The organism is Amycolatopsis endophytica, from assembly GCF_013410405.1.
In the GTDB taxonomy this organism is placed as follows: domain Bacteria; phylum Actinomycetota; class Actinomycetes; order Mycobacteriales; family Pseudonocardiaceae; genus Amycolatopsis_E; species Amycolatopsis_E endophytica.
Map to the genome: position 1 here is coordinate 658,227 of NZ_JACCFK010000001.1, position 25,988 is coordinate 684,214.

The 25,988-nt window shown below is 69.9% G+C and carries 24 protein-coding genes, 2 tRNA genes and 1 other RNA gene; 13 read left to right on the forward strand and 14 right to left on the reverse strand.

The window, feature by feature from the left end; translation table 11 throughout:
* The first annotated feature begins 26 nt into the window (after window positions 1-26).
* A complete protein-coding gene (locus tag HNR02_RS03210; RefSeq protein WP_179771733.1) occupies window positions 27-797 on the forward strand; it encodes an IclR family transcriptional regulator in 771 nt (256 codons plus the stop codon).
* A gap of 373 nt (window positions 798-1,170) precedes the next feature.
* Window positions 1,171-1,404 carry a hypothetical protein gene (locus HNR02_RS35265; protein ID WP_246338487.1) on the forward strand — a complete coding sequence of 78 codons (234 nt, stop codon included), beginning with the start codon at window positions 1,171-1,173 and terminating at the stop codon, window positions 1,402-1,404.
* 174 nt (window positions 1,405-1,578) lie between these two features.
* Here the strand turns inward: HNR02_RS35265 and HNR02_RS03220 are convergent, their stop codons facing one another.
* Both HNR02_RS03220 and HNR02_RS03225 read right to left on the reverse strand, forming a co-directional pair.
* Window positions 1,579-2,415 (reverse strand): MOSC domain-containing protein, encoded by an 837-nt coding sequence (locus HNR02_RS03220; protein WP_179771734.1) that lies wholly within the window; start codon window positions 2,413-2,415, stop codon window positions 1,579-1,581.
* 4 nt (window positions 2,416-2,419) lie between these two features.
* A complete protein-coding gene (locus HNR02_RS03225; protein WP_179771735.1) occupies window positions 2,420-3,088 on the reverse strand; it encodes an O-methyltransferase in 669 nt (222 codons plus the stop codon).
* Window positions 3,089-3,280: 192 nt separating this feature from the next.
* Between HNR02_RS03225 and HNR02_RS03230 the strand changes: the two genes are divergently transcribed.
* Complete coding sequence (locus HNR02_RS03230; RefSeq protein ID WP_179771736.1) at window positions 3,281-3,853, forward strand: pyridoxamine 5'-phosphate oxidase family protein; 573 nt, start codon at window positions 3,281-3,283, stop codon at window positions 3,851-3,853.
* 242 nt (window positions 3,854-4,095) lie between these two features.
* On the opposite strand, the gene ssrA is transcribed toward HNR02_RS03230, so the two are convergent.
* Window positions 4,096-4,467: a transfer-messenger RNA gene (gene ssrA / locus HNR02_RS03235) on the reverse strand.
* Between the two features lie 155 nt (window positions 4,468-4,622).
* Between ssrA and HNR02_RS03240 the strand changes: the two genes are divergently transcribed.
* The 5 genes from HNR02_RS03240 (at window position 4,623) to HNR02_RS03260 (ending at window position 8,863) form a co-directional block, all read left to right on the forward strand.
* Window positions 4,623-5,300 (forward strand): sensor domain-containing protein, encoded by a 678-nt coding sequence (locus tag HNR02_RS03240; protein ID WP_179771737.1) that lies wholly within the window; start codon window positions 4,623-4,625, stop codon window positions 5,298-5,300.
* Window positions 5,300-6,439: a sensor histidine kinase gene (locus HNR02_RS03245; protein WP_179771738.1), complete on the forward strand. Its 1,140-nt coding sequence runs from the start codon at window positions 5,300-5,302 to the stop codon at window positions 6,437-6,439. Before HNR02_RS03240 ends, HNR02_RS03245 begins: the two co-directional genes overlap by 1 nt.
* Before the next feature lie 51 nt (window positions 6,440-6,490).
* The gene (locus HNR02_RS03250) at window positions 6,491-7,135 is read left to right on the forward strand and encodes a response regulator transcription factor (RefSeq protein WP_179771739.1); all 645 of its coding nucleotides are present in this window, start codon (window positions 6,491-6,493) and stop codon (window positions 7,133-7,135) included.
* Window positions 7,136-7,257: 122 nt separating this feature from the next.
* A complete protein-coding gene (locus tag HNR02_RS03255) occupies window positions 7,258-7,476 on the forward strand; it encodes a DUF8847 domain-containing protein (RefSeq protein ID WP_179771740.1) in 219 nt (72 codons plus the stop codon).
* 97 nt (window positions 7,477-7,573) lie between these two features.
* Window positions 7,574-8,863, forward strand: a complete 1,290-nt coding sequence (locus tag HNR02_RS03260) for an acyltransferase family protein (RefSeq protein WP_179771741.1) — start codon at window positions 7,574-7,576, stop codon at window positions 8,861-8,863.
* On the opposite strand, the gene HNR02_RS03265 is transcribed toward HNR02_RS03260, so the two are convergent.
* The 9 genes from HNR02_RS03265 to HNR02_RS03305 form a co-directional block, all read right to left on the reverse strand.
* Entirely contained in the window at window positions 8,853-9,743 is an 891-nt protein-coding gene (locus HNR02_RS03265; protein WP_179771742.1) for an amidohydrolase family protein, read from the reverse strand. The two genes, HNR02_RS03260 and HNR02_RS03265, sit on opposite strands and share 11 nt — an antisense overlap.
* The gene (smpB, locus tag HNR02_RS03270; protein WP_179771743.1) at window positions 9,744-10,220 is read right to left on the reverse strand and encodes an SsrA-binding protein SmpB; all 477 of its coding nucleotides are present in this window, start codon (window positions 10,218-10,220) and stop codon (window positions 9,744-9,746) included.
* A 40-nt stretch (window positions 10,221-10,260) separates the two neighbouring features.
* Window positions 10,261-11,157, reverse strand: coding sequence for a permease-like cell division protein FtsX (gene ftsX, locus HNR02_RS03275; RefSeq protein ID WP_179771744.1), 897 nt, complete (start codon window positions 11,155-11,157; stop codon window positions 10,261-10,263).
* Between the two features lie 45 nt (window positions 11,158-11,202).
* A complete protein-coding gene (gene ftsE / locus HNR02_RS03280) occupies window positions 11,203-11,892 on the reverse strand; it encodes a cell division ATP-binding protein FtsE (protein WP_179771745.1) in 690 nt (229 codons plus the stop codon).
* A gap of 119 nt (window positions 11,893-12,011) precedes the next feature.
* Complete coding sequence (prfB, locus tag HNR02_RS03285) at window positions 12,012-13,115, reverse strand: peptide chain release factor 2 (RefSeq protein WP_179771746.1); 1,104 nt, start codon at window positions 13,113-13,115, stop codon at window positions 12,012-12,014.
* 80 nt (window positions 13,116-13,195) lie between these two features.
* Window positions 13,196-13,696 (reverse strand): PadR family transcriptional regulator, encoded by a 501-nt coding sequence (locus tag HNR02_RS03290; RefSeq protein WP_179771747.1) that lies wholly within the window; start codon window positions 13,694-13,696, stop codon window positions 13,196-13,198.
* A gap of 153 nt (window positions 13,697-13,849) precedes the next feature.
* A tRNA-Met gene (locus HNR02_RS03295) sits at window positions 13,850-13,923 on the reverse strand.
* Between the two features lie 324 nt (window positions 13,924-14,247).
* Window positions 14,248-14,321, reverse strand: a tRNA-Met gene (locus tag HNR02_RS03300).
* Between the two features lie 81 nt (window positions 14,322-14,402).
* Window positions 14,403-17,378 (reverse strand): UPF0182 family protein, encoded by a 2,976-nt coding sequence (locus HNR02_RS03305; protein WP_179771748.1) that lies wholly within the window; start codon window positions 17,376-17,378, stop codon window positions 14,403-14,405.
* A gap of 164 nt (window positions 17,379-17,542) precedes the next feature.
* Between HNR02_RS03305 and HNR02_RS03310 the strand changes: the two genes are divergently transcribed.
* On the forward strand, window positions 17,543-18,097 hold the full coding sequence (locus tag HNR02_RS03310; RefSeq protein WP_179771749.1) for a PPA1309 family protein: 555 nt from the start codon (window positions 17,543-17,545) through the stop codon (window positions 18,095-18,097).
* Between the two features lie 64 nt (window positions 18,098-18,161).
* On the opposite strand, the gene HNR02_RS03315 is transcribed toward HNR02_RS03310, so the two are convergent.
* On the reverse strand, window positions 18,162-19,307 hold the full coding sequence (locus HNR02_RS03315; RefSeq protein ID WP_312860888.1) for a YlbL family protein: 1,146 nt from the start codon (window positions 19,305-19,307) through the stop codon (window positions 18,162-18,164).
* Between the two features lie 116 nt (window positions 19,308-19,423).
* Here HNR02_RS03315 and HNR02_RS03320 point away from each other — a divergent pair, with 116 nt between their 5' ends.
* Window positions 19,424-20,770, forward strand: coding sequence for a zinc-dependent metalloprotease (locus tag HNR02_RS03320; RefSeq protein ID WP_179771750.1), 1,347 nt, complete (start codon window positions 19,424-19,426; stop codon window positions 20,768-20,770).
* Window positions 20,771-21,242: 472 nt separating this feature from the next.
* Here the strand turns inward: HNR02_RS03320 and HNR02_RS03325 are convergent, their stop codons facing one another.
* Window positions 21,243-21,812, reverse strand: a complete 570-nt coding sequence (locus HNR02_RS03325; protein WP_179775672.1) for a M48 metallopeptidase family protein — start codon at window positions 21,810-21,812, stop codon at window positions 21,243-21,245.
* A gap of 166 nt (window positions 21,813-21,978) precedes the next feature.
* Here HNR02_RS03325 and HNR02_RS03330 point away from each other — a divergent pair, with 166 nt between their 5' ends.
* The 3 genes from HNR02_RS03330 to HNR02_RS03340 all read left to right on the forward strand — a co-directional run bounded on the left by HNR02_RS03330 (window position 21,979) and on the right by HNR02_RS03340 (window position 25,865).
* On the forward strand, window positions 21,979-23,091 hold the full coding sequence (locus HNR02_RS03330; RefSeq protein ID WP_179771751.1) for a TOMM precursor leader peptide-binding protein: 1,113 nt from the start codon (window positions 21,979-21,981) through the stop codon (window positions 23,089-23,091).
* On the forward strand, window positions 23,088-24,434 hold the full coding sequence (locus tag HNR02_RS03335) for an ABC1 kinase family protein (protein ID WP_179771752.1): 1,347 nt from the start codon (window positions 23,088-23,090) through the stop codon (window positions 24,432-24,434). Before HNR02_RS03330 ends, HNR02_RS03335 begins: the two co-directional genes overlap by 4 nt.
* A gap of 642 nt (window positions 24,435-25,076) precedes the next feature.
* Window positions 25,077-25,865, forward strand: a complete 789-nt coding sequence (locus HNR02_RS03340) for a hypothetical protein (RefSeq protein ID WP_179771753.1) — start codon at window positions 25,077-25,079, stop codon at window positions 25,863-25,865.
* The last annotated feature ends 123 nt before the right edge of the window (window positions 25,866-25,988 follow it).

A 25,988-nucleotide genomic window follows, 5' to 3' on the forward strand; every position in this document is an offset into this window, starting at 1 on the left:
GTGGTTGTGTCTGGTATTCCAGACAGATGAGCGACGTCCCCGCCCTGCGCCGCGGTCTGGCGGTACTGCGCGTCCTGGCGACCCGTCCAGGGCCGATCTCGGCCGTCGCGCTCGCCCGCGATCTGGACCTGCCGCGCTCGACGACCTACCACCTGCTGGCGGAGCTGGAAGCGGCGGGTTTCGTCGTGCACCTGCCGTCGGAACGCCGCTACGGGCTGGGCATCGCCGCGTTCGAGCTGGGATCGGCCTATCTCCGGCACGACCCGCTGGAGCGGCTGGCGGCACCGTTGCTGCGGAAGCTCGCCGACCGGACGGGGCACACCGCGCAACTGGGGGTCCTGCACGGGAACGAGCTGGTGTACCTGCTGAAGGAACGCCCGCCGGCGCCGGAGACGCTGGTGACCGACGTCGGTGTCCGGCTGCCCGCGCACCTGCCTGCCAGTGGGCTGGCGCTGCTGGCGCATCTGCCGCACGCGCACGTCCGGGCACTGTACCCGCGTGCGTTCGTCACCCGGACCGGGCGAGGCCCCGCGTCACTGGCCTCGCTACGACGCGCACTGGCCGCGGTGCGCGCCCGGGGCTGGGCGGTCGAGGACGGCCACGTGACCGCCGACTTCGCCTCGGTGGCGCACGCGGTGTTCGACCACAACGCCCACCCGATCGCCGCCGTGGCCCTGACCTTCCGGCACCACTGCGACCCGCCGTGCGACGGCACCTGGCCCGAGCCGGCGGCACAGGTCATCGCCACGGCGCGGACGCTCACGGACCGGATCGGTGGCCGCCGGCCCGGTGCGTGACGATTTTCCCACCGCACAGCGGAACCTCGAACGTCCAGGACGGAGCGACATGACGGCGGTTCTCCATCAGCCCCTCGCGCCGACGCGGTCGCAGGTCCTGGCCCGGGAGCGCGAATCGCCCTGCACCGGCACGAGGAACACCAGGTGATCTACGCGAGCAGTGGGCTGCTCGCGGTCACGACGGCCGCCGGTTCCCGGGTGGCACCACCGGATCGTGCGATCTGGGTGCCCGCCGGAGTCGATCATGAACACGACGCGTACGGCATCGTGTCCCTGCATCTCGTCGCGACACCCGAGGACATCGACGGACCCGACCCGGGTCCTGCGGGTCACCCCACTGTTGCGGGAGCTGCTCAAGGAGCCCGCGGGAGCCGTGACCACCGACGCGGAGACCCAGCAGCGCCTGCACGCGGTCCTGCGGGACCAGCTGCGCATGGCGCAGCACATGCCGGGTTTCCTCCCCGCGCCGACCACACCGCTGCTTCGCGACGTCGCCGCGATCTTCCTCGCCAACCGGCCGACACCCGGACGCTGGCCGAGCTGGGGCGAAGCGTCGGGGCGAGCGAACGGACGCTCTCCCGTCTGTTCCGCACCGACCTCGGGATGAGCTTCCCGCAGTGGCGGGGCGGCTGCGGCTGCATCACGCGCAGGCCCTGCTCGCCGAAGGTGTCCCCGTGACGACGGTGGCGCACCGGTCTGGCTGGTCCTCGGCCAGCGCGTTCATCAGTACGTTCAAGGGGACCTTCGGCTACACGCCCTCGCTGAGTGAGGCGCAGGGCGCTCACAGCTCCGACGTTCCCCATTCCCGGACGGTCACCGCGTCCCCGACCGACACCGTTCCCGGGCGGAGAACAGCGAATTTCGCGCCGAAGGCCACACCGCCGCTGGTCCGCCGGTACCCGGCGAGCGTGCGGAGCGGCTCCGGACCACGCTTGCCGGCCGTCTCCTGATCCACGGTGATGACGACACAACGCAAGGCGAGCTTCGCGTAGCCCAGTTCGCATCCGCCGATGGTCACGCTCCGCACCAGGTCTTCGACATGGGCGTCGGCCCAGCCGTCGACGACGATGTTCGGCCGGAACCGGTCCATGGGCACCTCGGGTTTCCCGGCCGCCCGCAGCTTCTCGTTGAGCAGGTCCACGGTGCGCCGCGACAGGACGTGGACGGCGCAACTGTCGGCGTACCCCGACGTTCCCGGCGTGTGCCCGTCAGTGACGCGCTGGTGGTCCGGCGGCACGCGAACCAGCCGGCAGCGTTCCCCGATCGCCTCGGAAAGCCACTCCGCCGCGGCCGCACCCTGGTCGATCCCGCGGAAGGGCGCGCCGAAGAGGTCCACCGGCCGTGTCGGCCCGGTCGCGTCCACGGCGAAGGTGATCGGCTCCAGGTCCGGATGACGCAGCGACATCTTGGCGCCGTCCGCACTCACGTCCGGCGCGATGAGCGCCAGCCGCGGGTGGCGGCGCTGCGTCCGGTAGACGCCCTCCTCGCTGATCACCAGGAAGCCGCGGTCATGCGTGAGCCCAGCCGGAGTGACCTGCGCGGTGGCGGGGTACGTCGCCGCGCACCCCTTGATCGGGTAGTACGCCAGCTGGGTCACCCGTGCCGTGTCGGGTGCCACGGAGTCAGTCCGTGACCAGCGCGAGGAGGAAACCGTCGTGGCCCTTGTCGCCGACGGTCTGGACCGCGGTCGCCGACAACCCGCTCTCGGCGGAGACCATCTCCGTGAACTTCCGGACTCCGCGCACGCGGGGATCCGTGTCACGGGCGTCGGCGACGGCGCCGCCCCGCACGACGTTGTCACCGACGATCACGCTGCCTGGTGCCGTGAGCCGCAGCGTCCACTCCAGGTACCGCGGGTTGGACGGCTTGTCCGCGTCGATGAAGACCAGGTCGAACGGCGCCAAACCCTCCTCGGCGAGCGACGGCAGCGTGGTCAGCGCGTTGCCGACCCGGACCTCGACCCGCGGCGCGAGATCGGCGTTCGCCAGGTTTTCGGTCGCGACTCGCGCGTAGTCGGCATTGGCCTCCAGCGTGATCAACCGCCCGTCGGCAGGCAGCCCGCGTGCGAGGCAGATCGTGCTGTACCCGCCGAGTGTGCCGATCTCCAGTACGGTGCGCGCGCCACGGATCCGCACGAGCAATTCCAGCAGCTTCCCCTGGTTCAGGGCGACCTGGTGCGCGGGAAGCCCGGCTTCCTCGCTGCGCCGGGCCGCCGCCGTCAGCACCGGGTCTTCGGGCAGGAGGAGGTCGTTGAAGTAGCTGTCGACGGCGGTCCATGTCGCCAAGGTCACCGGCGGTGTCCCTTCACTGTGCGGTCAGAGCGGGTCCATGACCCGTGATCATCCTGTGAGTGGCACCGGACCCGCGCTTTCAGGAATCCGACAACGCGTGTCGCGAACCCGCCAGATCACCGCCGGGGTGTCGCGCCGCCCGTGCTGTTCCGGGCAGGCTGGCCGGACCGCCACACGAAGGAGATCAGGTCCATGGGACGTGTCCACCCCCAGATCACCCCCCAGCTGCGGGACTTCATCTCCGCACAGCACGTGTTCTTCGTGGCCACGGCCCCACTGGCGGACGACGGGCGCGTCAACGTGTCGCCGAAGGGCGTCGACGGCACGTCCCTCGTCGTCGACGCGCACACGTTCGCCTATCTCGACATCACGGCCAGTGGCGCCGAGACGATCGCGCACCTCAGGGAGAACGGCCGGATCACGGTGATGTTCTGCGCCTTCGAAGGCAAACCCAAGATCGTGCGGCTGCACGGGCGCGGCAGGGTCGTCCAGTCCGACGCCCCGGAGTTCGCCGCGTGGGCCTCGCGGTTCGAGGGGGTGGCCGCGTCTCCCGCTCACCGCGCGGTGATCGTCGTCGATGTCGCCCGCGTGAGCGATTCGTGCGGGTTCGGGGTTCCGTTCATGAGCTTCGAGGGCGAGCGCCGGATGCTCGTCGCCCATGCCGAACGCCACGGCGCCGAGGGTGTACGGGCCTACCAGCGACAGAAGAACCTGACCTCGATCGACGGCCTCCCCGCGCTGAACCTGCCCACGCCCCACCCCTGACAGCAAGACCGCACCCGCCCGGCCCGAGGGCCCCACGCCCGAAACACACGACGAAGGCCGAGCCCTGCGAACGTTCTCCGCGAGCAGCCCCCGGCACGACAACCACCCAACGCAACCACCCACCCATGGGGGTCCAGGGGGCGAAGCCCTCCCGGCGAGGGCCCGGGGGTCCGACCCCCGGGAGACACGACGAAGGCCGAGCCCTGCGAGCGTTCTCCGCGAGCAGGACTCGGCCTTCGGCCGAGTGGAGGTGCCGGGAATTGAACCCGGGTCCTCTGGCGCCTTGCCTAGGCTTCTCCGTGCGCAGTTCGCTGTGCCTCTACTCGGCCCCACCGGTCACGCGAACAAGCCGGTGTGACGGGCCCAGCCGCTGTGGGTGTCCCGTCCGGACCCCGCGGCCGGGTCCGGACAGTGAGCCTCCTAGCTGATGCCGGCTACCGGGACGGAGGCTCTCCCGGGCCGACAGACTCGCACTCGCTCAGGCGGCGAGGGCGAAGTCGCGCTGACTATTAGTCTTGGCGCTTAATTGGTTGCGGCGACGCTTACGGTGGTCTCTCGCCTGCACCGGCACGCTTCCCTTGACTCAACGTCCAGAGTCGAAACCGTTCACCCCCTTGATGGTGTTTCGCAACCAGCATAACGCCCTCGGCAACCGCATTTGTTCCCGCCGGGTGGGGCTACCCCCACCCCGGTGACGCCCGCGCACCCCATGGTCCACCAGCGTGAACGCGACGATGCTGGTCAGGTGCTTCACAGAGAGGAACGGACCATGGCGGCGACCTTTTCCGACGGCACCCGGCCACATCCGCCGGTGCTCGGCTCGCTGGGGTACCTGCTGTCGAACCTGCCGCTGGGCATCGCGGGGTTCACGGCGATGGTGACACTGTTCACCGTCGGGGCCGGCACCGCGATCATCTGGGTGGGTCTGCCGGTGCTGGCCGCCGCGATCCTGCTGGCGCGTGCCGGTGGCCAGTTCGAGCGGGCCCGGGTGCACCGGATGCTCGGCGCCTACATCGCGAACCCGTACAAGCCACTCCCACCGGAGGGCGCCAAGGCCCGCTGGAAGGCCAGGGTCAGCGACGGCGCGACCTGGCGGGACGTCCTCTACCTGGTCCTGCTGCTGCCGCTGGGGATCGCGGACTTCACGGTGGTGGTCACGGTGTGGTCGGTCGGTCTCGCGGCGACCTTCCTGCCGTTCTACTGCACCTACCTTCCCGGTGGGGCCTACTTCTTCCCCGAGTACGACCTGCGCTGGATCGTCGTCGACTCACCGGTCGACGCGCTGCCGTGGGCCGCGCTGGGCCTCGTCATCCTCGCGCTCGCGGTCGCGCTGACCCGCGGCCTCGGCACCCTGCACGCCCACTTCGCCCGTGCCGTGCTCGGCCCCGGCCCGCGGGCCCGCCGTCTCGCCGAAGAGCCCACCGGGCACCTCGGCGCGGTGGCATGATGAGCGTCGTGGCCAGTGAGCAGGCGCCGATCGAGCAGCCGCGACCGGGGGCCGCGAAGACGATCGCCTTCATGGTCACCTCTTTCGCGCTGCGCCTGGTCCAGTTCGTGCTGATCGTGACGCTCTCGCTGGTCGGCATCGCGACCACGGTGATCTGGGTGGGCATCCCGATCCTGCTGTGGACGACGAGCATGGTGCGCGGCTTCGGCGACCTGGAACGCCGCTGGGTGCGCACGATGCTCGGCACTCCCCTGCCGCCCGCCGATCGCGCGCCGGTCGACGGCGGTGTGCTCCGGCGTTGGCGGATGCGCCTGGTCGACCGCACGACGTGGCGGGACCTGGCGTATCTGCTACTGGCGTTCCCGCTGGGTGTCGTGGAGTTCGCGGTGGGCCTCGCGTCGATCATCCTGGTGCCGATGGCCATCTGGGTCGCGCCGTGGATCGGCTGGATGCATGGCGCGCTGGCGCTCTCGTTCCTGGGCCCGGACAGCAATGAACGGCTTCGCGTGAAGGCTCAGCAGCTGCAGGCGTCGCGGGCCCGCGGGGTGGACGCGGCGGAGGCGGAACGGCGCCGCATCGAGCGGGACCTGCACGACGGCGCCCAGCAGCGGCTGGTGGCCGTCGCGCTGAACCTGGGCCGGGTGAAGAACAAGCTGGACCGCGAACCGGACGCGGTGCGCGCGCTGATCGAGGAGGCGCACACCGACGCCAAGCTCGCCGTCTCGGAGTTGCGGGACCTGGCTCGCGGCATCTACCCCGCGGTGCTCGGTGACCGCGGCCTGGACGCGGCCCTGTCCGCGCTGGCGGCGAAGACGCCGATCCCGGTCGAGGTGACGGTCGACATCGAACCGCGCCCACCTGCCGCCGTGGAGACCACCGCGTACTTCATCGCCGGTGAGACGCTGACCAACGTCGCCAAACACTCCGGCGCCACGGAAGCACAGGTCAAGGCGTGGCGCACGGACGACAAGGTGGTCATCGAGATCACCGACGACGGGCACGGCGGCGCCGAAGTGCGTCCCGGCGGCGGGCTGGCCGGACTGGCCGACCGCGCCGCGACGATCGACGGCGTGATGACCGTCGTCAGCCCGCAGGGCGGCCCCACCGTGGTCCGGGCCGACCTGCCCTGTACCTGGTGAACGGTTCGTGAGTGAATAAGGCGGATTCACTCACGAACTGGGGGTTGCGGGATGCGGGTGGTGATCGCGGAGGACGCGGTCCTCTTGCGGGCGGGGGTCGAGCGGCTGCTCGGCGACGAGGGCATCAAGACGGTCGCCGCGGTCGACAACGGTGACGCACTGGTCGGTGCGGTCACCGAGCACCGTCCGGACCTGGCGATCGTCGACGTCCGGATGCCGCCGACGTTCACCGACGAGGGCCTGCGGGCCGCGCTGGCCGCCCGCGAAGCGGTGCCGGGACTGCCGGTGCTGGTGCTTTCGCAGTACGTCGAGGAAAGCTACGCGGTCGAGCTGCTGTCCGGCGGCGCGGGCGGCGTGGGCTACCTGCTCAAGGAACGCGTCGCCGACGTGGCCGACTTCCTCGACGCGGTCCGCCGTGTCGCACGGGGTGGCACGGCCATCGATCCGGAGGTGATAGCGCAGGTCATGGCTCGCGGCCGGAAGAACCCGCTGGACGCGCTGACGGCGCGGGAATCCGAGGTGCTCGGGCTGATGGCGCAGGGCCTGTCGAACTCGGCCATCGCCGCCTCTCTGGTCGTCTCGCACGGCGCGGTCGAGAAGCACATCGGCAACATCTTCGCCAAGCTCGGGCTGGAGGCCAGCGCCGAGGAACACCGCCGGGTCCGCGCGGTCCTCACCTACCTCGGCCGCCCCTAGCGGTAACCCGTGCACCCGTTGTGGTGAACCATCCCTCACCCGTTCTGACGGCGGCGCGAGGTCGAACGGTCACCTACCATGGGCGGACGTCGATATCGTTTTCCCGGATCGAGGAGGGCTCCATGACCGAAGAGAACGTCCGGTTCTTCGGCGGCCCACTCGACGGCCGGGTCCAGACCCTCGACGACCCGGTGTCCGGCTCGGTCCTGCGGCACGTGCACCTGCACGAGGGGCCCAAGATCGAGACCTTCTACCAGCTCGGTTTCACGACGGAAACCGGCTGGGAGTACCGCCTCTGCGGCGTCCCCTCCCCCGCGAACGACGAAGCCCGCGAGCACTAGGTAGGGACAGCCCCACCACCTTCCTGCACTGGTCCCCCGCCCGAAGACGGCGGTCTGCCTCGCTGTGCCGGAAAGCCGTTTCGACCAGGCTGAACGCATGCGATCAAGCCTGCGGCAGGCCCCGGCGGGAGCCCGCGACACCTTCCTCGACGTGGTCCGTGCGACGGCCATCCTGGCGGTCATCGGACAGCACTGGCTGATGCCGGTGCTCAGCTACGACCACGGCCGCCTGGCCACCGGCAACGCACTCACGACCCCCGGCTGGTGGGCGCTGACCTGGCTGTCGCAGGTGATGCCGATGGTCTTCTTCGCCGGCGGCGCGGCGAACCTGATGTCCCTGCGGCGTGCGGCGTCCACGCGGGACTGGCTGTCCGCGCGGCTCAAGCGCCTGCTGATCCCGGTGCTGCCGCTGTTCGCGGTGTGGCTGCTCGCGCCGGACCTGTTGCGTGATCTGGGCGCACCGGAACAGCCGGTGCAGATCGCCGGGGCGATCGCGGGCCAGCTGCTGTGGTTCCTCGCCGTCTATGTGCTCACCGTCGCCGCGACGCCGCTCATGCTCGCCGCCCACCGCCGGTGGGGTCTGGCGGTCCCGCTGGTCTTCACGGGGCTCGCGGTGATCGTCGACTTCGGACGGTTCGAGGTGTTCGGCCCGATCGGTTACGTCAACGCTGTGTTCGTCTGGCTCGCGGTGCACCAGCTCGGCTTCCACTACGCCGAGGGCCGTCTCGGCACACTGAGCCGCCGCGGCGCGGCCGGGCTGGCGGCAGCCGGGTTCGGCGTCACCGCGCTGGCCGTCGCATTCGGTCCGTACCCGGCCAGCATGATCGGTATGCCGGGCGCGCCGGTTTCCAACATGAGCCCGCCGACCGCGGTGATGATGAGCCTCGCGATCGGGCAGATCGGGTTCTGGCTCGCGCTCAAGCCCACACTGACCGCGCTCGCCGAACGCCCCGCCGTCGCCGCCGTGCTGCGCTGGAGCGGGCCGCGGTTCATGAGCCTGTACCTGTGGCACATGCCGGCGCTGGTCGTCGTCGCGGGCGTCACGGTGCTCGGGTTCGGCTACGCGACCCCGGACCCGGGCAGCTCCGACTGGTTCGCCGTCGCGCCGCTGTGGGCCGGCACGGCCGCGGTGGTGCTCGCCGGGCTGCTGAGGGCGTTCGGGCGGTTCGAGACGAAACCGGGCTCGGGCAGCTCCGTTCCGGTGAAGCAACTGGTCGCGGCGACCGTGCTGGCCTCCGGCGGGCTGCTCGGCCTCGCGGCGCGCGGGTTCACCACCCCGCTGGACGGCGGCCTGCTGTCCGGTCCAGTGCCGTGGGTCGCGCTGGTGCTGGCGGGGCTGCTGTTCGCGACGAAGCCGGTGAGCGTGCGGCCGTTCGTCAGAGGTTGAGCAGCTTCGCCGGGGTGTCGTGCAGGACGGCCCGCAGGAAGTCGTCCCCGAGGCGGTCGTCGGCGGCCCAGTCGGCGACCGCCCGCAGCTGTGTCGCGTAGGAGTAGGGGATGTTCGGGAAGTCGGTGCCGAGCACGATCCGGTCGGCGATGTCGGCCAGCCGGTCGGTCCAGTACGACGGCAACGGCATCAGCGCCTCGGTGAACGGCACGCCGACCATCGTGGTGTCGAGGTGCACCCGCGGGTACCGCTCGACGAGTGCGAGAGCCTCGTCGTACTCGGGCATCCCGGCGTGGGCGAGCACCGCGGTGAGCCGTGGATGCCGGGCCAGGACCTCGCCGAACACGTCCAGCCCGGTGTGCGGGCCGCGCTCGGGCCCGTGCCCGGCGTGCACGACCACCGGCACCCCGGCCTCGGCGAGCGCGCCCCACGCCGGGTCGAGCAGCTCGTCCCGTGGGTCGTACGCGCCGACCTGGACGTGAGCCTTGAAGCAGCGGGCACCGGCCCGCAGCGCCTCGGCGACGTACTTCCCCGCCGACGGTTCGGGGAACAACGTCGCGGTGTGCACGGCGGCCGGGACGCGCTCGGCGAACTCGCTCAACCAGCCGTTGAGCCACTCCGCCATGCCCGGCTTGTGCGGGTAGGCCAGCGGCGCGTACCGCAGCACACCGAACGACTCGAGCAGCGCGACGCGCTCGTCCTCGGCCACGCGGTACTGGATGGGCCAGTCGTAGCCGGTGCGCTCACCGATCCGGTCGAAGTAGGCCCAGACCTTGACCAGCATCCGCTCCGGCAGGAAGTGCAGGTGCAGGTCGACCAGGCCGTCCAGCCCCAGCGACCGCACCCACCCCGGGATGTCCTCGTCCCGCTCCGGCCCCACCTAGCGGCGGCCCTTCAGGGCGCGGCCGAAGGCGCGGCTCATCTCACGCTGGGCGTCGCGTTTGGCGAGGTCCTGGCGCTTGTCGTAGGACTTCTTGCCCTTGGCCAGTGCGAGTTCGACCTTGACCTTGCCGTCCTTGAAGTACAGGGACAGCGGGACGAGCGAGAGCCCGCCCTCCTTGGTCTTGCCGATCAGCTTCTCGATCTCGCCCTTGTGGAGCAGCAGCTTGCGCTTGCGCCGCGACTCGTGGTTGGTCCACGTGCCGTGCTCGTATTCGGCGATGTGGACGTTGCGCAGCCACACCTCGCCGTCGTCCACCGTCGCGAACGCGTCGACCAGCGAGGCGCGGCCCTCGCGCAGGCTCTTCACCTCGGTGCCCACCAGCGCGATACCGGCCTCATAGGTGTCCAGCACCGCGTAGTCGTGCCGCGCGCGGCGGTTCGACGCGATCACCTTGGAGCCTCGTTCCTTGGGCATACGTCCAGGTTATCCCACACGTCCCGGCTGGAGCACGGCGTTAATGCCGCACGTAGAGCCGCAGGGTCGCATACCCGGTGGAAGCCGAGATGATGATCGACGCCAGCAGCAGCCACGGCGCCACCACGACCACGTCGAGCACCTGGATGTTCGGGATGATTCCGCCGGTGACGGACAGGATCCGGTCGATGAACGCGAACTTCGCCGCGATCAGGCCGCCGACCGCGATCGCCCAGCCGATCACGCCGGTCACGACCGCTTCGAGGAGGAACGGCAGCTGCGTGTACCAGCGGGTCGCACCGACCAGCCGCATGATGCCGACCTCCTTGCGGCGCGTGAACGCCGAGATCTGCACCGTGTTGGAGATCAACAGCAGCGCGGCGAGCGCCTGGATCAGGGCGATGACGAACACCCCGTCGCGGACGCCGCCGAGTACGCCGAAGAACCGGTCGAGGAACTGCTTCTGGTCGTCGACCCTGGCCACGCCGGGACGGGTCCCGTAGTCCTGGGTGATGACGTCGCTGCGGCTGGGGTCGTGCAGCTTGACCTGCAGCGACGCGGGCAGCGCCTCGGGCCGGGCCGACTGGACGAGGATCGGGTTGTCCTGGAAGAGCTTCTTGAACCGCTCGTAGGCCTGGTCACGGTTTTCGAACACGACGGACTCGACGGCCGGGTTGCTGTTCAGGTCGGCCAGCAGTCCGCGGCACGGGTCCTGGGCGCAGGTCTTGTCGTTGGCGCTGACGTCCTGCGTGAGATACAGCGAGACCTCGACGTCGGCCATGTAGTTGACCTGCATCTTGTCGATGGTCCGCACGATCAGCAAACCACCACCGAGCATGCCGAGCGAGATGGCCGTGGTGATGATCATCGCGATGGTCATCGTGATGTTGCGGCGCAGGCCGGTGAAGACCTCGCTGAACACGAAACTGGCGCGCATCGGGGGGTTGGTTCCTCAGGTCGGGGGCAGGCGGAGGTGGGGTGCTTATCGGCCGACGCCGTACACGCCCCGGGCATCGTCGCGGATCACCCTGCCGAGCTGGAGCTCGACGACCCGGCGTCGCATGGAGTCCACGATGGAGTGGTCGTGGGTGGCCATCAGGACGGTCGTGCCGGTGCGGTTGATCCGCTCCAGCAGCAGCATGATGTCCTGGCTGGTGTCGGGGTCGAGGTTTCCGGTGGGCTCGTCGGCGAGCAGCACGAGCGGCCGGTTGACGAATGCTCGGGCGATCGCCACCCGCTGCTGTTCACCCCCGGAGAGCTCGTTGGGCATCCGGTCGGCCTTCCCTTCCAGCCCGACCAGTTCGAGGACCTCCGGCACCACCTTCTTGATGGTGTGCTTCGGCTTGCCGATGACCTCGAGGGCGAACGCGACGTTCTCCGCGACGGTCTTGTTGCCGAGCAGCCGGAAGTCCTGGAAGACGCAGCCGATGGTCTGACGCAGTCGGGGAATCCTGCGGCGGGCCATCTTGGCGACGTCGAAGTTGGACACGAAGACCCGGCCCTTGGAGGGGACCTCCTCGCGCAGCAACAGGCGCAGGAACGTCGACTTGCCCGACCCCGAGGGACCGATCAGGAAGACGAACTCGCCCTTGTCCACGTCGACCGACACGTTCTCGAGTGCGGGACGCGTCGACGTCTTGTAGACCTTGGAGACACTGTCGAGCCGAATCACGGTGCGCCATCCTACCCATGAACCGGGTTAAGCCCGGGTTGGCCTATTGCCCACGCCACGGTGATTACTCCCACCGTCGCCCACCCCCACCCACACAAGGAGGCGCTCCGCGCCGCTGATTACGCAGCGTTGACTTGCTTGCGCCAGCGGATCCCGGCCTCGAGGAAGTCGTCGATCTCGCCATCGAGCACGGAGCTGGGGTTACCGACCTCGTGCTCGGTGCGGAGGTCCTTGACCATCTGGTACGGATGCAGAACGTAGTTGCGCATCTGGTTGCCCCAGCTGGATCCGCTGTCCTTGAGGGCGTCCAGCTCGGCGCGCTCCTCTTCCTTCTTCTTGAGGAGCAGTTTGGCCTGGAGGACCTTGAGCGCCGCGGCCTTGTTCTGCAGCTGCGACTTCTCGTTCTGGCAGGAGACGACGATGCCGGTCGGGATGTGGGTGAGGCGCACCGCGGAGTCGGTGGTGTTGACGCTCTGCCCGCCGGGGCCGGAGGAGCGGAACACGTCCACGCGGATGTCCTTCTCCGGGATCTCGACGTGGTCGACCTCTTCGACCTCGGGCAGCACCTCGACGTGGGCGAACGACGTCTGGCGCCGGCCCTGGTTGTCGAACGGCGAGATGCGCACGAGCCGGTGGGTGCCCTGTTCGACGGAGAGGGTGCCGTAGATGTAGGGGGCCGCGACCTTGAAGGTGGCGGATTTGATGCCCGCTTCTTCCGCGTAGGAGATGTCGTAGACGTCGGTCGGGTAGCCGTGGCGTTCGGACCAGCGCAGGTACATGCGCAGGAGCATCTCGGCCCAGTCGGCCGCGTCGACACCGCCCGCTTCGGCGCGGATGGTGACCACCGCGTTGCGGTCGTCGTACTCGCCGGAGAGCAGGGTGCGGACCTCGAGGGCGTCCACTTCCCTGGCGAGGCGGACGAGGTCGTTCTCGGCCTCGTCCTTGCTGGCGTTGTCGCCCTCGGCCTCGGCGAGTTCGTGGAGCACCTCGAGGTCGTCGACGCGCTGGCGCAGGTCGGTGACCCGGCGTAGTTCGGACTGCCGGTGGGACAGCTGGCTGGTGACCTTCTGCGCGGCCTCCGGGTCGTCCCACAGGTTGGGGTTGGACGCCTGCTGTTCGAGGTCTGCCACCTGCGCGCGCAGGCCGTCGAGGTCCATGACGGACTCGACCTGCGTCAGCTTGCCGGCGAGGTCCTTGAGGTCGGCTGCGAAGTCACCACTCACAACCTTCAAGGTTACGGCACGGGGCGCGGCCGGTTCCGGGAACCGGCCGCTTGCGGCCTCGTGGCCGTCCGAGCTGCCGGTCAGGCGTCCGGGATCGCGTCGATCAGCTTCAGCGCCGCGCGGGCGTGCGCCTGGCCGAACTCGGCGATGGCCTTGCTGTAGGGGTCCCCGGCGGCCTTGACGGCGGCCTTGGCCTCGTCGAGGTCCTCCTGGTAGCTGCTCCGTGCCGCGTCGACGAGCGAGCCGCGTTGTTTCGCGGTGAGCGAGCCGGCGTGCACGAGGCGCAGGATGAGCGGGCTGCGCAGGTGGTCGGGGCCGGCGTCGGAGGTGAGCCAGCCCTTGAAGGCTTTTTTGCCCGCGGCGGTGATCACGTACTGCTGGCTGGAGCGGGGTCCCTGCTTGCCGAGCCGGACGAGCCCTTCTTTGGCGAGGGCGGGCAGCTCACGGTAGACCTGGCTGCGGGTCACGCTGAAGAACGTCCCGAACCGCTCCTCCGCCGCCGCAACCAGCTGCCCCCCGGTGGCCGGGCCGTCCTGGAGCAGGCCGAGCAGTGCCGCTGCTGTTGCATTGAGTTCAGACACCCCTACACGGTGCCACTCTTCCGGCGTTCTGTCCACTGTGGTCACGCTCAATGTCCACAAAGGTCATTACCTTCCCCCGTCCGGCCCAACGGCGGGTGCCCCAAGCGCACGAAAAAGGCCCGGTTCGGATCGAACCGGGCCTTTTCCCTGTAGTAGCGGGGACAGGATTTGAACCTGCGACCTCTGGGTTATGAGCCCAGCGAGCTACCGAGCTGCTCCACCCCGCGCTGTGAGTACCACTATACACACCCCACTCTGACCCCCACAGCGCCCCCTTTCAACGTCCCGATTGGACCCCGACCCGAATTGGGAAGCACGCCGACACCACAAGGCAGGCTCCGCCCACGCCAGGCACACCAGCCCACCAAACCCGCACCGAGAGGGAGCGCAGGGGCCTCACCCACGCCAGGCACACCAGCCCACCAAACCGGCACCGGGAGGGGGTGCAGGGGGCTCGCCCCCTGCCGGGGGCCTGGGGGTCGACCCCCAGAAGACACGCGAAAGAGGCCCTGTATCCGCGCTTTCCGCGGATACAGGGCCTCCCGACTCTGTAGCGGGGACAGGATTTGAACCTGCGACCTCTGGGTTATGAGCCCAGCGAGCTACCGAGCTGCTCCACCCCGCGCTGTGAGTACCAGTTTACGCGTTGGTTGCGGGGCGGTGCACACCGGGTGCCGGATCGGGTCCGGCACCCGGTGTGCCCAGGTCAGCCGCCTGGCTGGGGCGGTGCGGACGTCGTCGTCTCGGATTTGGCGTTCTCGTAGGCCCTGGCGGCGGCGTCGAGTGCGGCGAGCGCGGCACCCTGGGCCTGGAAGTCGCCGTTCTGCTGGGCCTGCCGGAGCTGTTCGAGCGCCGACTGGATGCCGGCGACGGCCTGGTCGAGCACCGGGCTGCTGCCGGTGCCGCCCGTGGCCGGCGGTGTGGTGGTCGGCGTTGTCGGGGTGGTGGTGGGCGTGGTCGGCGGTGTGGTGGGGTTGGTCGGCGAGGTCGCCGCCTGTCCCGCCTGGTCGCCGAACACCTGTTTCAGGGCGTCGCCGAGTGTGGAGGCGAATCCGACCTTGGAGCCGTAGGACACCAGCACGCGGGCCAGCTGCGGGTAGCTGTTCTGGTTGCGTTGCTGGATGTAGACCGGTTCGACGTAGAGGAAGCTGCCGCCGACGGGCAGGGTGATCAGGTTGCCGAAGATCACCGTGACGCTCTGGTTGCTGAACAGCGTCCGTTCCTGCGCGAAGCGCGAATCGCTCTGGAACCTGTTCTGGACCTGCACGGGACCGTCGACCTGACTGTTGCCCGCGGCTGTCGTGGGTAGTCGGAGGACCTTGATGGCGCCGTAGTCCTTCGGATCCGACGACACCGTCATCCAGGCCGCCAGGTACTGCCGTTGCAGCGCGGTGAGCGGACTGGTCAGCTGGAACGTCGTGCCGGTCTGTCCCGGCGCCTCGGCGAGGACGTAGTAGCCGGGCTGGTTGGCCAGCCCGGAGGCGTCCAGGTTGGTTCCGCCCTCCTGGGTCGGATCCTGGGGGACGTTCCAGAAGGTGTTGGTGGTGTAGAACTCCTGCGGGTCGGTGACGTGGTATCGCGTCAGGAGTTCCCGCTGGATCTTGAACAGGTCCTCCGGGTACCGGAAGTGCGCCTGCAGGTCGGGGCTGATCTCGCTGCTCGGCTTCACCAGGCCGGGGAAGACACCCTCCCACGCCTTGAGCACGGGGTCCTGGTTGTCGACCGAGTACAGGCTGACGGTGCCGTTGAACGCGTCGACGGTCGCCTTCACCGAGTTGCGAATGTAGTTGATGTTGTTGTTCGCCTGCCTGGCGACACCGGCGAGGGTGTCCTCCGTGGCCGCGCCCAGCTGGGTGCGCTGGGAGTACGGGAAGTTGTTCAGCGTGGTGTAGCCGTCGACGATCCAGACGATCTTGCCGTCCACGACCGCCGGGTACGGGTCGCCGTCCACGGTGAGCCACGGCGCGACCTTGCTGACGCGCTGGCGCGGGTCGCGGTTGTACATGATCTTCGAGCCGTCGCTGATGGCGTCGGAGAAGAGGATGTTGCGTTCGCCGTACTTCGCGGCGAAGGCCAGGCGGTTGAACCAGTTGCCGAGGTTCACCCCGCCGGCGCCCTCGTAGCGGTAGTCGTTGCTGCTGGCGCTGTCGTACTCGCCGGGCGCCTTGCCTTCCTGGCCGCCGACGATCGCGTAGTCGTTGGTCAGCTCGCCGTAGTAGATCCGCGGCTCGTCGACCGCGATGCCCGCCGCGGTCGGGTTGGCCGGGTCGATGCCGGCGCCGGTGGGGTTCTGGGTGTCGCTGGTGACCGCGATCGGGTAGCCACCATCGCTGTTGGCGCTGCTCACGGCGCGGTCGATCGTGTTGGCCGGCGCCGCCACGAACCCGTTGCCGTGGGTGTAGACGAGGTGCTTGTTGATCCAGTTCGTCTGGTTGCCGGTGAGGTTCGCGGTGTTGATCTCACGGGCCGCGACCACGTAGTCCTGGGTCTTGCCGCCGATGTCGTAGCGGTCGATGTCGAGCTTGGCGGGGAAGCCGTAGAAGTTCTCCCGGCCGACCCGCTGCGTGAACGTCGGGGCCAGCACGTTCGGGTCGAGCAAACGGATGTTGGGCACGGTCGAGGTGTCGGCGCTGATCTGCGCGGCGGTCGCCTGTCCCGTGCCCGTGTAGTCCTCGTACTGGACGTCGTCGAGCCCGTACGCGGACTTGGTCGCCTCCATGTTGCGGCTGATGGAAAGCGCTTCCTTCTGGTTGGCGTTCGGCTTCACCGAGAACTGCTCGAGGATCGCCGGCCACGCCACCCCGACCAGCACACCGGACAGGATCAGCAGCACCAGCGCGATCGCGGGCAACTGGATGTTGCGCAGGAACGCGCCCGCGAAGAACGCGACCGCGCAGATCGCGGAGATGCACAGCAGGATCAGCTTCGCGGGCAGCACCGCGTTCAGGTCCGTGTACGTCGCGCCGTTGAACAGCGGGTTGCGGTCGGAGAAGAGCAGGTTGTACCGGTCGAAGTAGTACTCGACCGCCTTCAGCAGGACGAACAGGCCCGCGGTGACCGCGAGCTGGACGCGCGCCGATCCGGCGAGCTGACCGCCACGGCCCGCGAGCCGGATGCCGCCGAAGAGGTACTGCGCGATCAGCGCGCCGATGAACGAGATCGTCACCGCGACGAACAGCCAGCCGAGCAGCCACTGGTAGAAGGGCAGCGTGAAGGCGTAGAAGCCGATGTCGTTGCCGAACTCGGGGTCGGTCTGGCCGAAGCTCGTGCCGTGCAGGAACAGCTGGATGCGCTGCCAGTCGCCCTCGCCGGTGGCGCCCGCGATGAGGCCGGTGACCACCGGGATGCCGATGCCGATCAGCCGGATCCGGCCGACCACCGCCGAGCGGTAGCGCGCCAGCGGATCGTCGGCGCCGGAGACCGGGACGAACACCGGCCGCGTCCGGTAGGCGATCCACAGGCTCAGCGCGAGCGACCCGCCGACGAGCAGGCCGATCGCGAAGAACAACACGACACGGGTCAGCACCATCGTGTTGAAGACCTGGCGTGCGGCGACCTCGCCGAACCACAGCCAGTCGACGTAGGTGTCCAGAAGCCGCGCCCCGAGCAGCAGAGCCAGCACGACCACCGCGGCGATGATCAGCAGTATCCGGCTGCGTTTGGACAGCTTCGGCAGGCTCACTGGGGGCCGACTGGCCACTGCGCACGCTCCTGTTGTCGTGGTCCGCTGGCGAGGGGGCGGTCATGCACGCCACCCCCTGAACCCCTAACTCTAGGAGGGCCGCTCCGGGTTCCCCGACCGGCCCGAATCGGACATGCCCGGCGGGCACCTGACACGATGAGGAGATGGCATCGGAAGTCAACCCCGCCGCTGGTCCGGCGATCGCCGCGCTCGCCCGCGAGGTCGAGGAGTTCGTGGCCGCCGCCGGGTGGGACCAGCAGCCCCAGCTGTTCGCGCTGGTCCCGACCGAGGCGCTGCTGCGCGAGCAGCCCGAGCTGGCCGGGCAGCTCGATCCGTCGAGCGCGCTGACGCCGGTGGCGCAGGAGCCGCTGCCGGAGAGCGATCTGGCGGAGGCGCTGGGGCGGATCGCCTGGCCGGACGCGGTCATCGGCTGCGCGCTGGCCCAGGAGATCATCATCCTGCCGCCGAGCGCGGAGTCCGAGCTGCCCGAGTCCGAGGCCGGCGACGTGGCGCGGCTGCGCCAGGCGGCCGCGGACCACCCCGATCGCACGGAGGCCCGGCTGGTCGCCGCCGTGCTGCGGGACGGCCCCGCCGCGTGCGTCATGCGGCTGCGCGGCTACACCCAGACCGAGGACGCCGAGCCCGCCGACGAGATCGTCGAGCACCCGGACCTGGCGCCGAACCTGGTCGAGGCCCTGCGCGCCACCCTGACCCCGTAACCCGCGAGTCCCCCGCTCCCGTCGGCGAGTCCCACCCTCCCGCGCCCGAGTTCCGCGCTCGGCGTCAGCAGGACGGGGTCGGCTGCCCGGCCTTGAGCGCGTCCAGCGCGGACAGGGCGCTGTTCAGGTCGGTCACCTTGACCAGCTGGAGCCCGTCCGGGGCCGCGGCCGACGCCTCGGCGCAGTTCGCCTCCGGCGTGAGGAACACGGTGGCGCCGGCCTCGCGGGCGGCGACGACCTTGAACGAGATGCCGCCGATCGGGCCGACCACGCCCTTCTCGGTGATCTCCCCGGTGCCCGCGACGTGCTCGCCGGCCACCATCTCGCCAGGAGTGAGCCGGTCGACGATCGCCAGCGCGAACATCAGCCCCGCGGAGGGGCCGCCGACGTCCTGCAGGGAGATCTTCACCTCGAAGGGCACGTCCGCGCGGTCGATCGGCTGCAGGCCCATGAACCCGTTCTTCTTGTCCGGGTCCGGGTTGGCGGCGAGGGTGATCTGCTCGGTGCGGGCCGGGTCGGTGCCGTGCTGGAAGGTGATCGGCACGGTCTGGCCGGGGGTCGTGTCGGCGACCGCGGCGGTGACGTCGTCCTCGTTGGTGATCGTGCGGCCGTTGACGTTGAGCAGCCGGTCGCCCGCGGCGAGAACCTTGCTGGCCGGCGTGTCCTCGACGATCGTCTGGGCGAGCACCTTGATCGGGAAGCCGAGGTGACGCAGCGCGGCGACCTCGGCGTTGCTCTGCGAGTCCTGGAACTGCTGGACGTTCTCCTGCTGGACCTGCTCGTCGCTCTCACCGGGACGGAAGTACTCCTCGCGGGGCGCGAGCGCGTAGCGGCCGCTGACCCACAGCCCGAGCGCGCCGAAAAGGCTGATCTCGTCGTTGAGGGAGACCGTGGTCATCCGCAGCTCGCCCGCGGTCGGGTAGGTCTGCTGGCCGTCGATCTCGACCACCTGGGCGCCGTCGACCTGGCCCAGGGTGTCGTAGGTGGGACCGGGCCCGATCGCGACGTAGGGCACCCGGACGAACGCGCCGATGAGCCCGAAGACCACGATGAGGACACCGCTGACCACCACGGTCCAGCCGCGCCGGCTCATGCGGACGCGCGGAGGCTGCCGTGTCGCGCGGTGACCGTTGCGGTCCTGGTCGGCGCCATCGGGCTTGGTGCCCGTCGCGGCGCCGGGAGCAGTGCTTTCGTCGCGGGACTCGCTCACGGCCCACAGCGTACGGTGACCGGCCCGTGCCACCGATCACCAGGCCATGATCGCGTCGAGCGAAATCGGACACCTCTGGCGCGGTCACGGCAGCCCGGTCCGCGTACGGTGGTGATATGAGCAATCCCCCGTTCGGCTTCGGGCCCCCGGATCCCGACAAATCCGGCGACAACGGGCCGTCGGAAGGCGGCCAGCCGTCCGGTGCCGAGGCGTTCAACCAGCTGGGCCAGATGCTCAGCCAGCTCGGGCAGATGATGAGCCAGGCGGGCAGCTCGTCCGGGCCGGTGAACTACGACCTCGCCAAGCAGATCGCGCTGCAGAAGCTGGGCAGTGGTGGCGGCGGGCAGATCGGGTTCGCCGCGAGTGGCGACTCGGACAGCGCCGTGCGCGACGCCGGCCACCTCGCCGAGCTGTGGCTCGACGCGGCGACGATCCTGCCCGCCGGCGCGAGCGTCACGACGGCGTGGTCTCCGCGCGACTGGGTGCAGAAGACGCTGCCGACCTGGCAGCGGCTGTGTGATCCGGTGGCCCACCAGGTGTCCGGCGCGTGGGTCGAGGCGCTCCCGGCGGAGGCGAAGCAGGCGGCCGGGCCGCTGTTGTCGATGGTCGGCCAGATGGGCGGCATGGCCTTCGGCTCCCAGCTGGGCAACGCGCTGGCGCAGCTGGCGGCCGAGGTGCTGACCTCGACGGAGGTCGGTTTGCCGCTGGGCCCGGAGGGCACGTCGGCGCTGCTGCCCGCGAACGTCGAGAAGTTCACCGAGGGCTTGGAGCTGCCCAGCAGCGAGGTCCTGGTGTTCCTGGCCGCGCGGGAGGCCGCGCACCAGCGGTTGTTCTCGCACGTGCCGTGGCTGCGGCAGCGGCTGCTGGCGACGGTCGAGGAGTTCGCGCACGGCATCAAGGTCGACACGTCGGCGCTGGAGCAACTGGCGGGCCAGGTGGACCCGTCCAACCCGGCGAGCATCGAAGAGGCGCTGTCGTCGGGCCTGCTCGAGCCCCAGACGACGCCCGAACAGCAGGCGGCGCTCAACCGTCTGGAGACGTTGCTCGCCCTGGTGGAGGGCTGGGTGGACGTGGTGGTCGCCGAGGCGGTCGGCGACAGGCTCCCCGGCGCCGACGCCCTGCGCGAAACGCTCCGCCGCCGCCGCGCGACGGGCGGCCCGGCCGAACAGACGTTCGCCACGCTGGTCGGGCTGGAACTGCGCCCCCGCCGGATGCGCGCGGCGTCCGCCCTGTGGAAACTCGTGGGCGACCAGCACGGTGTCGACAAAAGGGACGGCCTGTGGTCCCATCCGGACCTGATGCCCTCCGCCGCGGACCTCGACGACCCGATGGAGTTCTCCGACCGCCTCGGCAAGCCCGGGGAGCTGGACGGCCTGGACCCGCTCGCCGAGCTGGAACGCACGGACGCCGAGGCCAAGGCCGACCGCGAGGACAAGCCCGAGGACGGCGACGCGAAGGAGTAGGCGACTCCTGGTCGATGCCGCACCTGGACCGGCGCCCGTGCGGGGTGCATGTTCAGGTGTCGGTGGGTGTCGGTAGGCGTTCGGCCCCGGTCGGGGTTCCGGCAGGCGGTTAACGCCAACAGGGTCTTCGGCGACAGCCGGATGCGGCGGCCGCTCGGCACCGCGCCACACAACCGACGCTTGCCGGCTCCGGCAAGCGTCCGGCGCCGGTCGGTCCAGCAGGCGCCCGGCTGGCGCCGGACCGGGTTCCGGCAGGGGCCCGGACCGGCCCGTACCCGATGTCGGTCGAGTTCTGACAAGGCGCCCGGATCCGGGCCCGTCCCCTTCCCCGACCCGATCCAGCACGTCCGCCCACCCAAAGGCGGGTGCCGCGTCGAGGCCGGCGCATCGGGTCTCGCGCCGCTGCCGACCCGGCCCGGACGCAACCGGGGACCACACCCAACGGGCACGGCCCCCGGCTCGACCGGACTGCTCAATCTTCGTCCAGCTCGCTGATCCCCCATCCGGCAGCCGCGGACAGGCCCTCGAGGTAACCGATGGCCCGCTCGGTCTTCGGATACCGCCGGACCAGCTCCCAGAACTCCGCGTTGTGCGCTGCGACCCGCAAGTGTGCCAGCTCGTGCACCAGCACGTAGTCCAACACCCATGCGGGCACGTTCTGCAACCGGTCACTCACCCGGATCGTCCGGTCGACCGGCGTGCAGGACGCCCACCTGGTCCGCATCGGCGGGACCCAGCGGACACTCGCCGGCAGCGCCTGCCCGTCCAGATACCGCGCGGACAGTTGCGCGCAGCGCGCGAGCAGCGCAGCATCCGATTCGCGCGCCGGAGACGCCCGTTTGGTCTCCGTGCGCTGGAGCTTGCGCTCCATTTCTGCCACCCAGTGTTTCTCCTCGGCTCGGCTCATGCTCGCCGGGATGAGCACCACGAGGGTGTCGCCGTCCCGGTACGCGCTGACCGTCCGCCTTCGTCGTGCACTACGCCGTACTTCGACCTTGAGCTGCGGGTTCGATGACTGCCCGGTGTTGTCCCGGTTCCTCAGAGAGGGCACCCGTGCGTTCGCCACCCGTCCACGGTAAGGCCAGGCACCGACAAGTCGGGAGAGTCGGCTTCGAGATCGCCCGAGTTGTCCACATGTCCACGCACCTGTGGATAACTCGGGGTTGCGGTTAGCGGATTCTTAGCCACCTTCCGTCACTCTGTGCGCCATGACGAACACAGCGATCACACCGCGCCCGGTCTTCCTGCCCGAACGGCCCTGGCTCCGGCCAGGGCTCGAGATCTTCGACCGCGGTCCGGGCGAGATCCAGATCGGGGTCGACCCACGCCACGCGATGATGGCCCGGGACTTGCCGCCGGACGTGGTCCGGGTCCTGCATCGCCTGGACGGGAGCCTGCGCCTGGAGAGCCTGTTCGCTCTCGCCGAGAGCGAACACGTCGAGCTCCTCCGCGATCTGCTCACCCAGTTGACCCACCTCGGTCTGGTGGAAGAGGCGTGGGCGCCTGCCGCGTACAACCGCATCGCCAACGAAGCCGGTCTCTGGTCGCTGTCGGCGAGGCAGAGCCACGGCGAAACCGTCGCGCGTCGCCGCCACAGCGCGATCGTGCTGTACGGGTCGGGGCGGGTGACGGTGGCCATGGCGGTGCAGCTCGCCGCGGCCGGTGTGGGACACGTCCGCGTCGAGGCCGCGGGCAAGGTCGCCGACCACGACACCGGTAGCGGCTACACGGACACGGACATCGGCCGGTCGCGGACCGCCGCCGCGGCCGACGCCATCCGACGGGCGAATTCGGCGACGGTGACGCGCAGGCTGCGCGACGGGCGGAACCCGGAGCTCGCCGTCCTCGCGGACGCGGTCGTTCCGGCCCCTGAGCTGGTTCGGCAGCTGATGCAGGAGAAGATTCCGCACCTGGCCGTCCGCGTCCGGGAGGGCATCGGCATCGTGGGCCCGCTCGTCTATCCGGGCCGGAGCAGCTGCCTGGGCTGCGCCGACCTGATCCGGCGCTCGATGGACGAGCGCTGGCCGACGGTGGCCGGCCAGCTGGCCGGGCGCAGCCAGCCTGCCGACCTGGTGAGCGTGCAGGCCACCGCGGCCCTGGCGACCGGGCAGGTGCTTCGGGCGCTGGGTCGCGCCGACGGGATCCCGCCGGGCTGGAACACGACGCTCGAAATCGATCCGTACGAATGCACGATCTACCACCGTCCGTGGCCGCCGCACCCGTCCTGTTCCTGCGGCGCCCGCCCGGAGCCGCTGGTCAGGGGCGTGGCTCCGCGGACGGCTGCGGAAGGCGCGGTCGGCAAGGCACAATCGCAGGAGTGACCGACTTTCCCGAAGAGACCGACGACCGTGCCGATCCCGGGATCCCCCGCCGCACCGCCGCCCGCGCCGCCAAGCTGGCGAGCCTGCCGCTCGGCATCGCCGGCCGCGCGGTGGGCGGCTGGGGGCGGCGGCTGACCGGTCAGAACGCGGAAGAGGTCAACGCGAACCTGTCGGCGAAGGCTGCCGAGCAGCTGTTCGAGGTGCTGGGCACGCTCAAGGGCGGCGCGATGAAGTTCGGCCAGACCTTGAGCGTGTTCGAGGCGGCAGTGCCGGACGAGATGGCGGCCCCGTACCGGGACGCCTTGACGCGGCTGCAGGCCGCGGCGCCGCCGATGCCGGCGAAGCAGACCCGGCGCGTGCTGGCCGAACAGCTGGGCCGGTCGTGGGAGAAGCGTTTTCTCCAGTTCGACGAGGCGCCCACGGCCGCGGCAAGCATCGGCCAAGTGCACCGCGCGGTGTGGCACGACGGCCGCGAGGTCGCGGTCAAGGTCCAGTACCCGGGGGCGGATGAGGCACTGCGCAGCGATCTGCGGCAGTTGCAGCGCTTCAGCAGGCTGTTTCAGGCACTGGTGCCGGGGACCGAGGTCAAGCCGCTCCTCGCCGAACTGTCCGCGCGGATGGACGAGGAGCTGGACTACCGCGGCGAGGCCGACAGCCAGCGCGAGTTCGCGAGGGCCTTCGACGGCGACGACCACGTCCTGGTGCCGAAGGTCGTCGCGAGCGCGCCCAAGGTCCTCGTGACGGAGTGGGTGACCGGCACTCCCCTGGCAAAGGTCATCGCCGGCGCGGACGCCGAAACCCGCAACCACGTCGGCGCCCGCCTGGCCGAGTTCCACTTCTCGTCACCGGCCCGGGCGAAGCTCCTGCACTCCGACCCGCACCCCGGCAACTTCATGCTGCTCGACGACGGGCGCCTCGCCGTCATCGACTTCGGCGCGGTAGCCCGCCTGCCCCACGGCATCCCCCGCCAACTCGGCGAGATGACACGCCTCGCCCTAAACCGGCGCTCGGACGACCTCATGGATCTGCTGCGCTCGTCCGGGTTCATCCGTCCCGGAACGGAACTCAGCGCCGAGGACGTTCTCTCGTACCTGGCCCCGTTCACGGAGCCGCTGGCCACCGAACGCTTCCACTTCACACGCCGCTGGATGCAGCGTCAGGCGATGCGAGTCGGTGACACGCGCGGCCGGGACTTCCGCACGGGCCGGTCCCTCAACCTTCCTCCGGAATACCTGCTGATCCACCGCGTGACGGCGGGTTCCACCGGCATCCTCTGCCAGCTCGACGCGGAGTTCCCCGTGCGTGCGATCGTGGAACGGTGGCAGCCGGGTTTTGCCGACTGACTCGATACCCCCTTTCGTCCTGTCTTCTTCTGGCCCATCGCCGCGTCTCCGAGCATCCGGCACCCCGCGGACAGCCGGGTTGATCCACGCCCGGCCACACACGCGAGTCCCGGTCAGCCGCGAGGACGTCTCGCCAGGCACCTGATTCCGGCCGAACGGCCAGCATCCCGCCCCAGGATCCTGACCCGACACCGGCATCGGCGCTCGCGCTACCCAGCGCTCGTCGTGCGATCCGCCAGTTGACACCTTCCGCCGTCACAACATCCCCGTCACTCCCTCATCTCCTCGTCATTGCCCGTCGCGCCCCGGCCTCGTCCGATCTCCAGAGTGCCGCAAACCTGCGACTTCCGGGTTCACGGGAGACGTCAACCGGCCCAGTTATCCACAATTTCGCCGCAAACGACACGAGATCGCCATTCGCACCACCAAGTTGTCCACAGTTGCCGGTCACACCTTCCCCCATCGGCCCTCCGGTTCCACAGTGGAACCATGACCGAAACCATCGACGCCACCACGACGCGAGACCGCGCCCACGAGGACGGGGTCACCACCAGCATCCGGCTGCGCAGAGCGGGACTCAGCCAGCACGTCATCTCCTCCCGATGCCGCCCGGGCGGCCCGTGGCGCAGGCTCCTGCCCGGCGTGATCCTGCTGAGCAACCGGGAACCCAGCCGGGACCAGCAATTGCGTGCGGCCGTCTACCATGCGGGCGACGGCGCGGTTGTCAGCGGAACGGACGCCCTGCAGGCACAGGGAATACCGCTGTCCCCGTCCCGGCGCGTGCACGTACTGATCCCTGTGGGACGACGCATCGCCTCACACGAGTTCACCTGGCTCGAACGCACATCGCGGGTTCCCCCTCCGGTCGTCGTCGACGAAATTCCCTTCGCCCCACCGGCTCGCGCCACCATCGACATCGCACGGCACGAGAGGGATCCGGACAGGTTGCGCCGGCTGCTCACCCTGCCGGTCTACTACGGACTGTGCACCGCTGAGCAGTTGCGCGACGAGCTCGACGCCGGCAACCAACGCGGCACCTCGGCAGTTCGGCAGACGTTGCGGAGCCTCGGTTCTCTTCGGGACACCTACCAGCAGGGTGTGGCGCGGGAGCTGCTCGGCGGTGTACCGCTGCCGCCGCCGTTGTGGAACGTGACCGTTTGCGATTCGCGAGGAAGGCGACTCGGAGTGGTCGACGCGTGGTGGGACGAAGTGGCGTTCGGCTGGATCCTCGATCCGATGACCGCGCGATCGGACAGCCCTGTCGTGAATCACCTGCCACTCACCGGCGCCGGGGTGACGTTGGTCCGCACCACGCCGAGCCGATTGCGAGGTGACGCGGACAGCGTCGCGCGCGAACTCACCAGTGCCTTCGCGGCCGCGGCTCGCCGACGTCGGCCGAAAGTACAGGCGCTTACGGAGGTGGCTGCATGAACGACGATCACCAGTACTCGGTCGGCAGTTTGCCTTCGATGTCACGGACGTGCTCGCGGGCGCAGCGAGGACACAGCCAGCGAAGAGCGCCCCCCTCACGCTCGCTGACCCACGCCAAGGCCA

What these genes read in the sequence shown, in the direction of transcription:
- HNR02_RS03210 (WP_179771733.1), top strand. Translation starts at nt 27, where the DNA reads ATGAGCGACGTCCCCGCCCTGCGCCGCGGTCTGGCGGTACTGCGCGTC.
- HNR02_RS03230 (WP_179771736.1), top strand. Translation starts at nt 3,281, where the DNA reads ATGGGACGTGTCCACCCCCAGATCACCCCCCAGCTGCGGGACTTCATC.
- HNR02_RS03240 (WP_179771737.1), top strand. Translation starts at nt 4,623, where the DNA reads ATGGCGGCGACCTTTTCCGACGGCACCCGGCCACATCCGCCGGTGCTC.
- HNR02_RS03245 (WP_179771738.1), top strand. Translation starts at nt 5,300, where the DNA reads ATGAGCGTCGTGGCCAGTGAGCAGGCGCCGATCGAGCAGCCGCGACCG.
- HNR02_RS03250 (WP_179771739.1), top strand. Translation starts at nt 6,491, where the DNA reads ATGCGGGTGGTGATCGCGGAGGACGCGGTCCTCTTGCGGGCGGGGGTC.
- HNR02_RS03255 (WP_179771740.1), top strand. Translation starts at nt 7,258, where the DNA reads ATGACCGAAGAGAACGTCCGGTTCTTCGGCGGCCCACTCGACGGCCGG.
- HNR02_RS03260 (WP_179771741.1), top strand. Translation starts at nt 7,574, where the DNA reads ATGCGATCAAGCCTGCGGCAGGCCCCGGCGGGAGCCCGCGACACCTTC.
- smpB (WP_179771743.1), bottom strand. Translation starts at nt 10,220, where the DNA reads ATGCCCAAGGAACGAGGCTCCAAGGTGATCGCGTCGAACCGCCGCGCG.
- ftsX (WP_179771744.1), bottom strand. Translation starts at nt 11,157, where the DNA reads ATGCGCGCCAGTTTCGTGTTCAGCGAGGTCTTCACCGGCCTGCGCCGC.
- HNR02_RS03310 (WP_179771749.1), top strand. Translation starts at nt 17,543, where the DNA reads ATGGCATCGGAAGTCAACCCCGCCGCTGGTCCGGCGATCGCCGCGCTC.
- HNR02_RS03320 (WP_179771750.1), top strand. Translation starts at nt 19,424, where the DNA reads ATGAGCAATCCCCCGTTCGGCTTCGGGCCCCCGGATCCCGACAAATCC.
- HNR02_RS03330 (WP_179771751.1), top strand. Translation starts at nt 21,979, where the DNA reads ATGACGAACACAGCGATCACACCGCGCCCGGTCTTCCTGCCCGAACGG.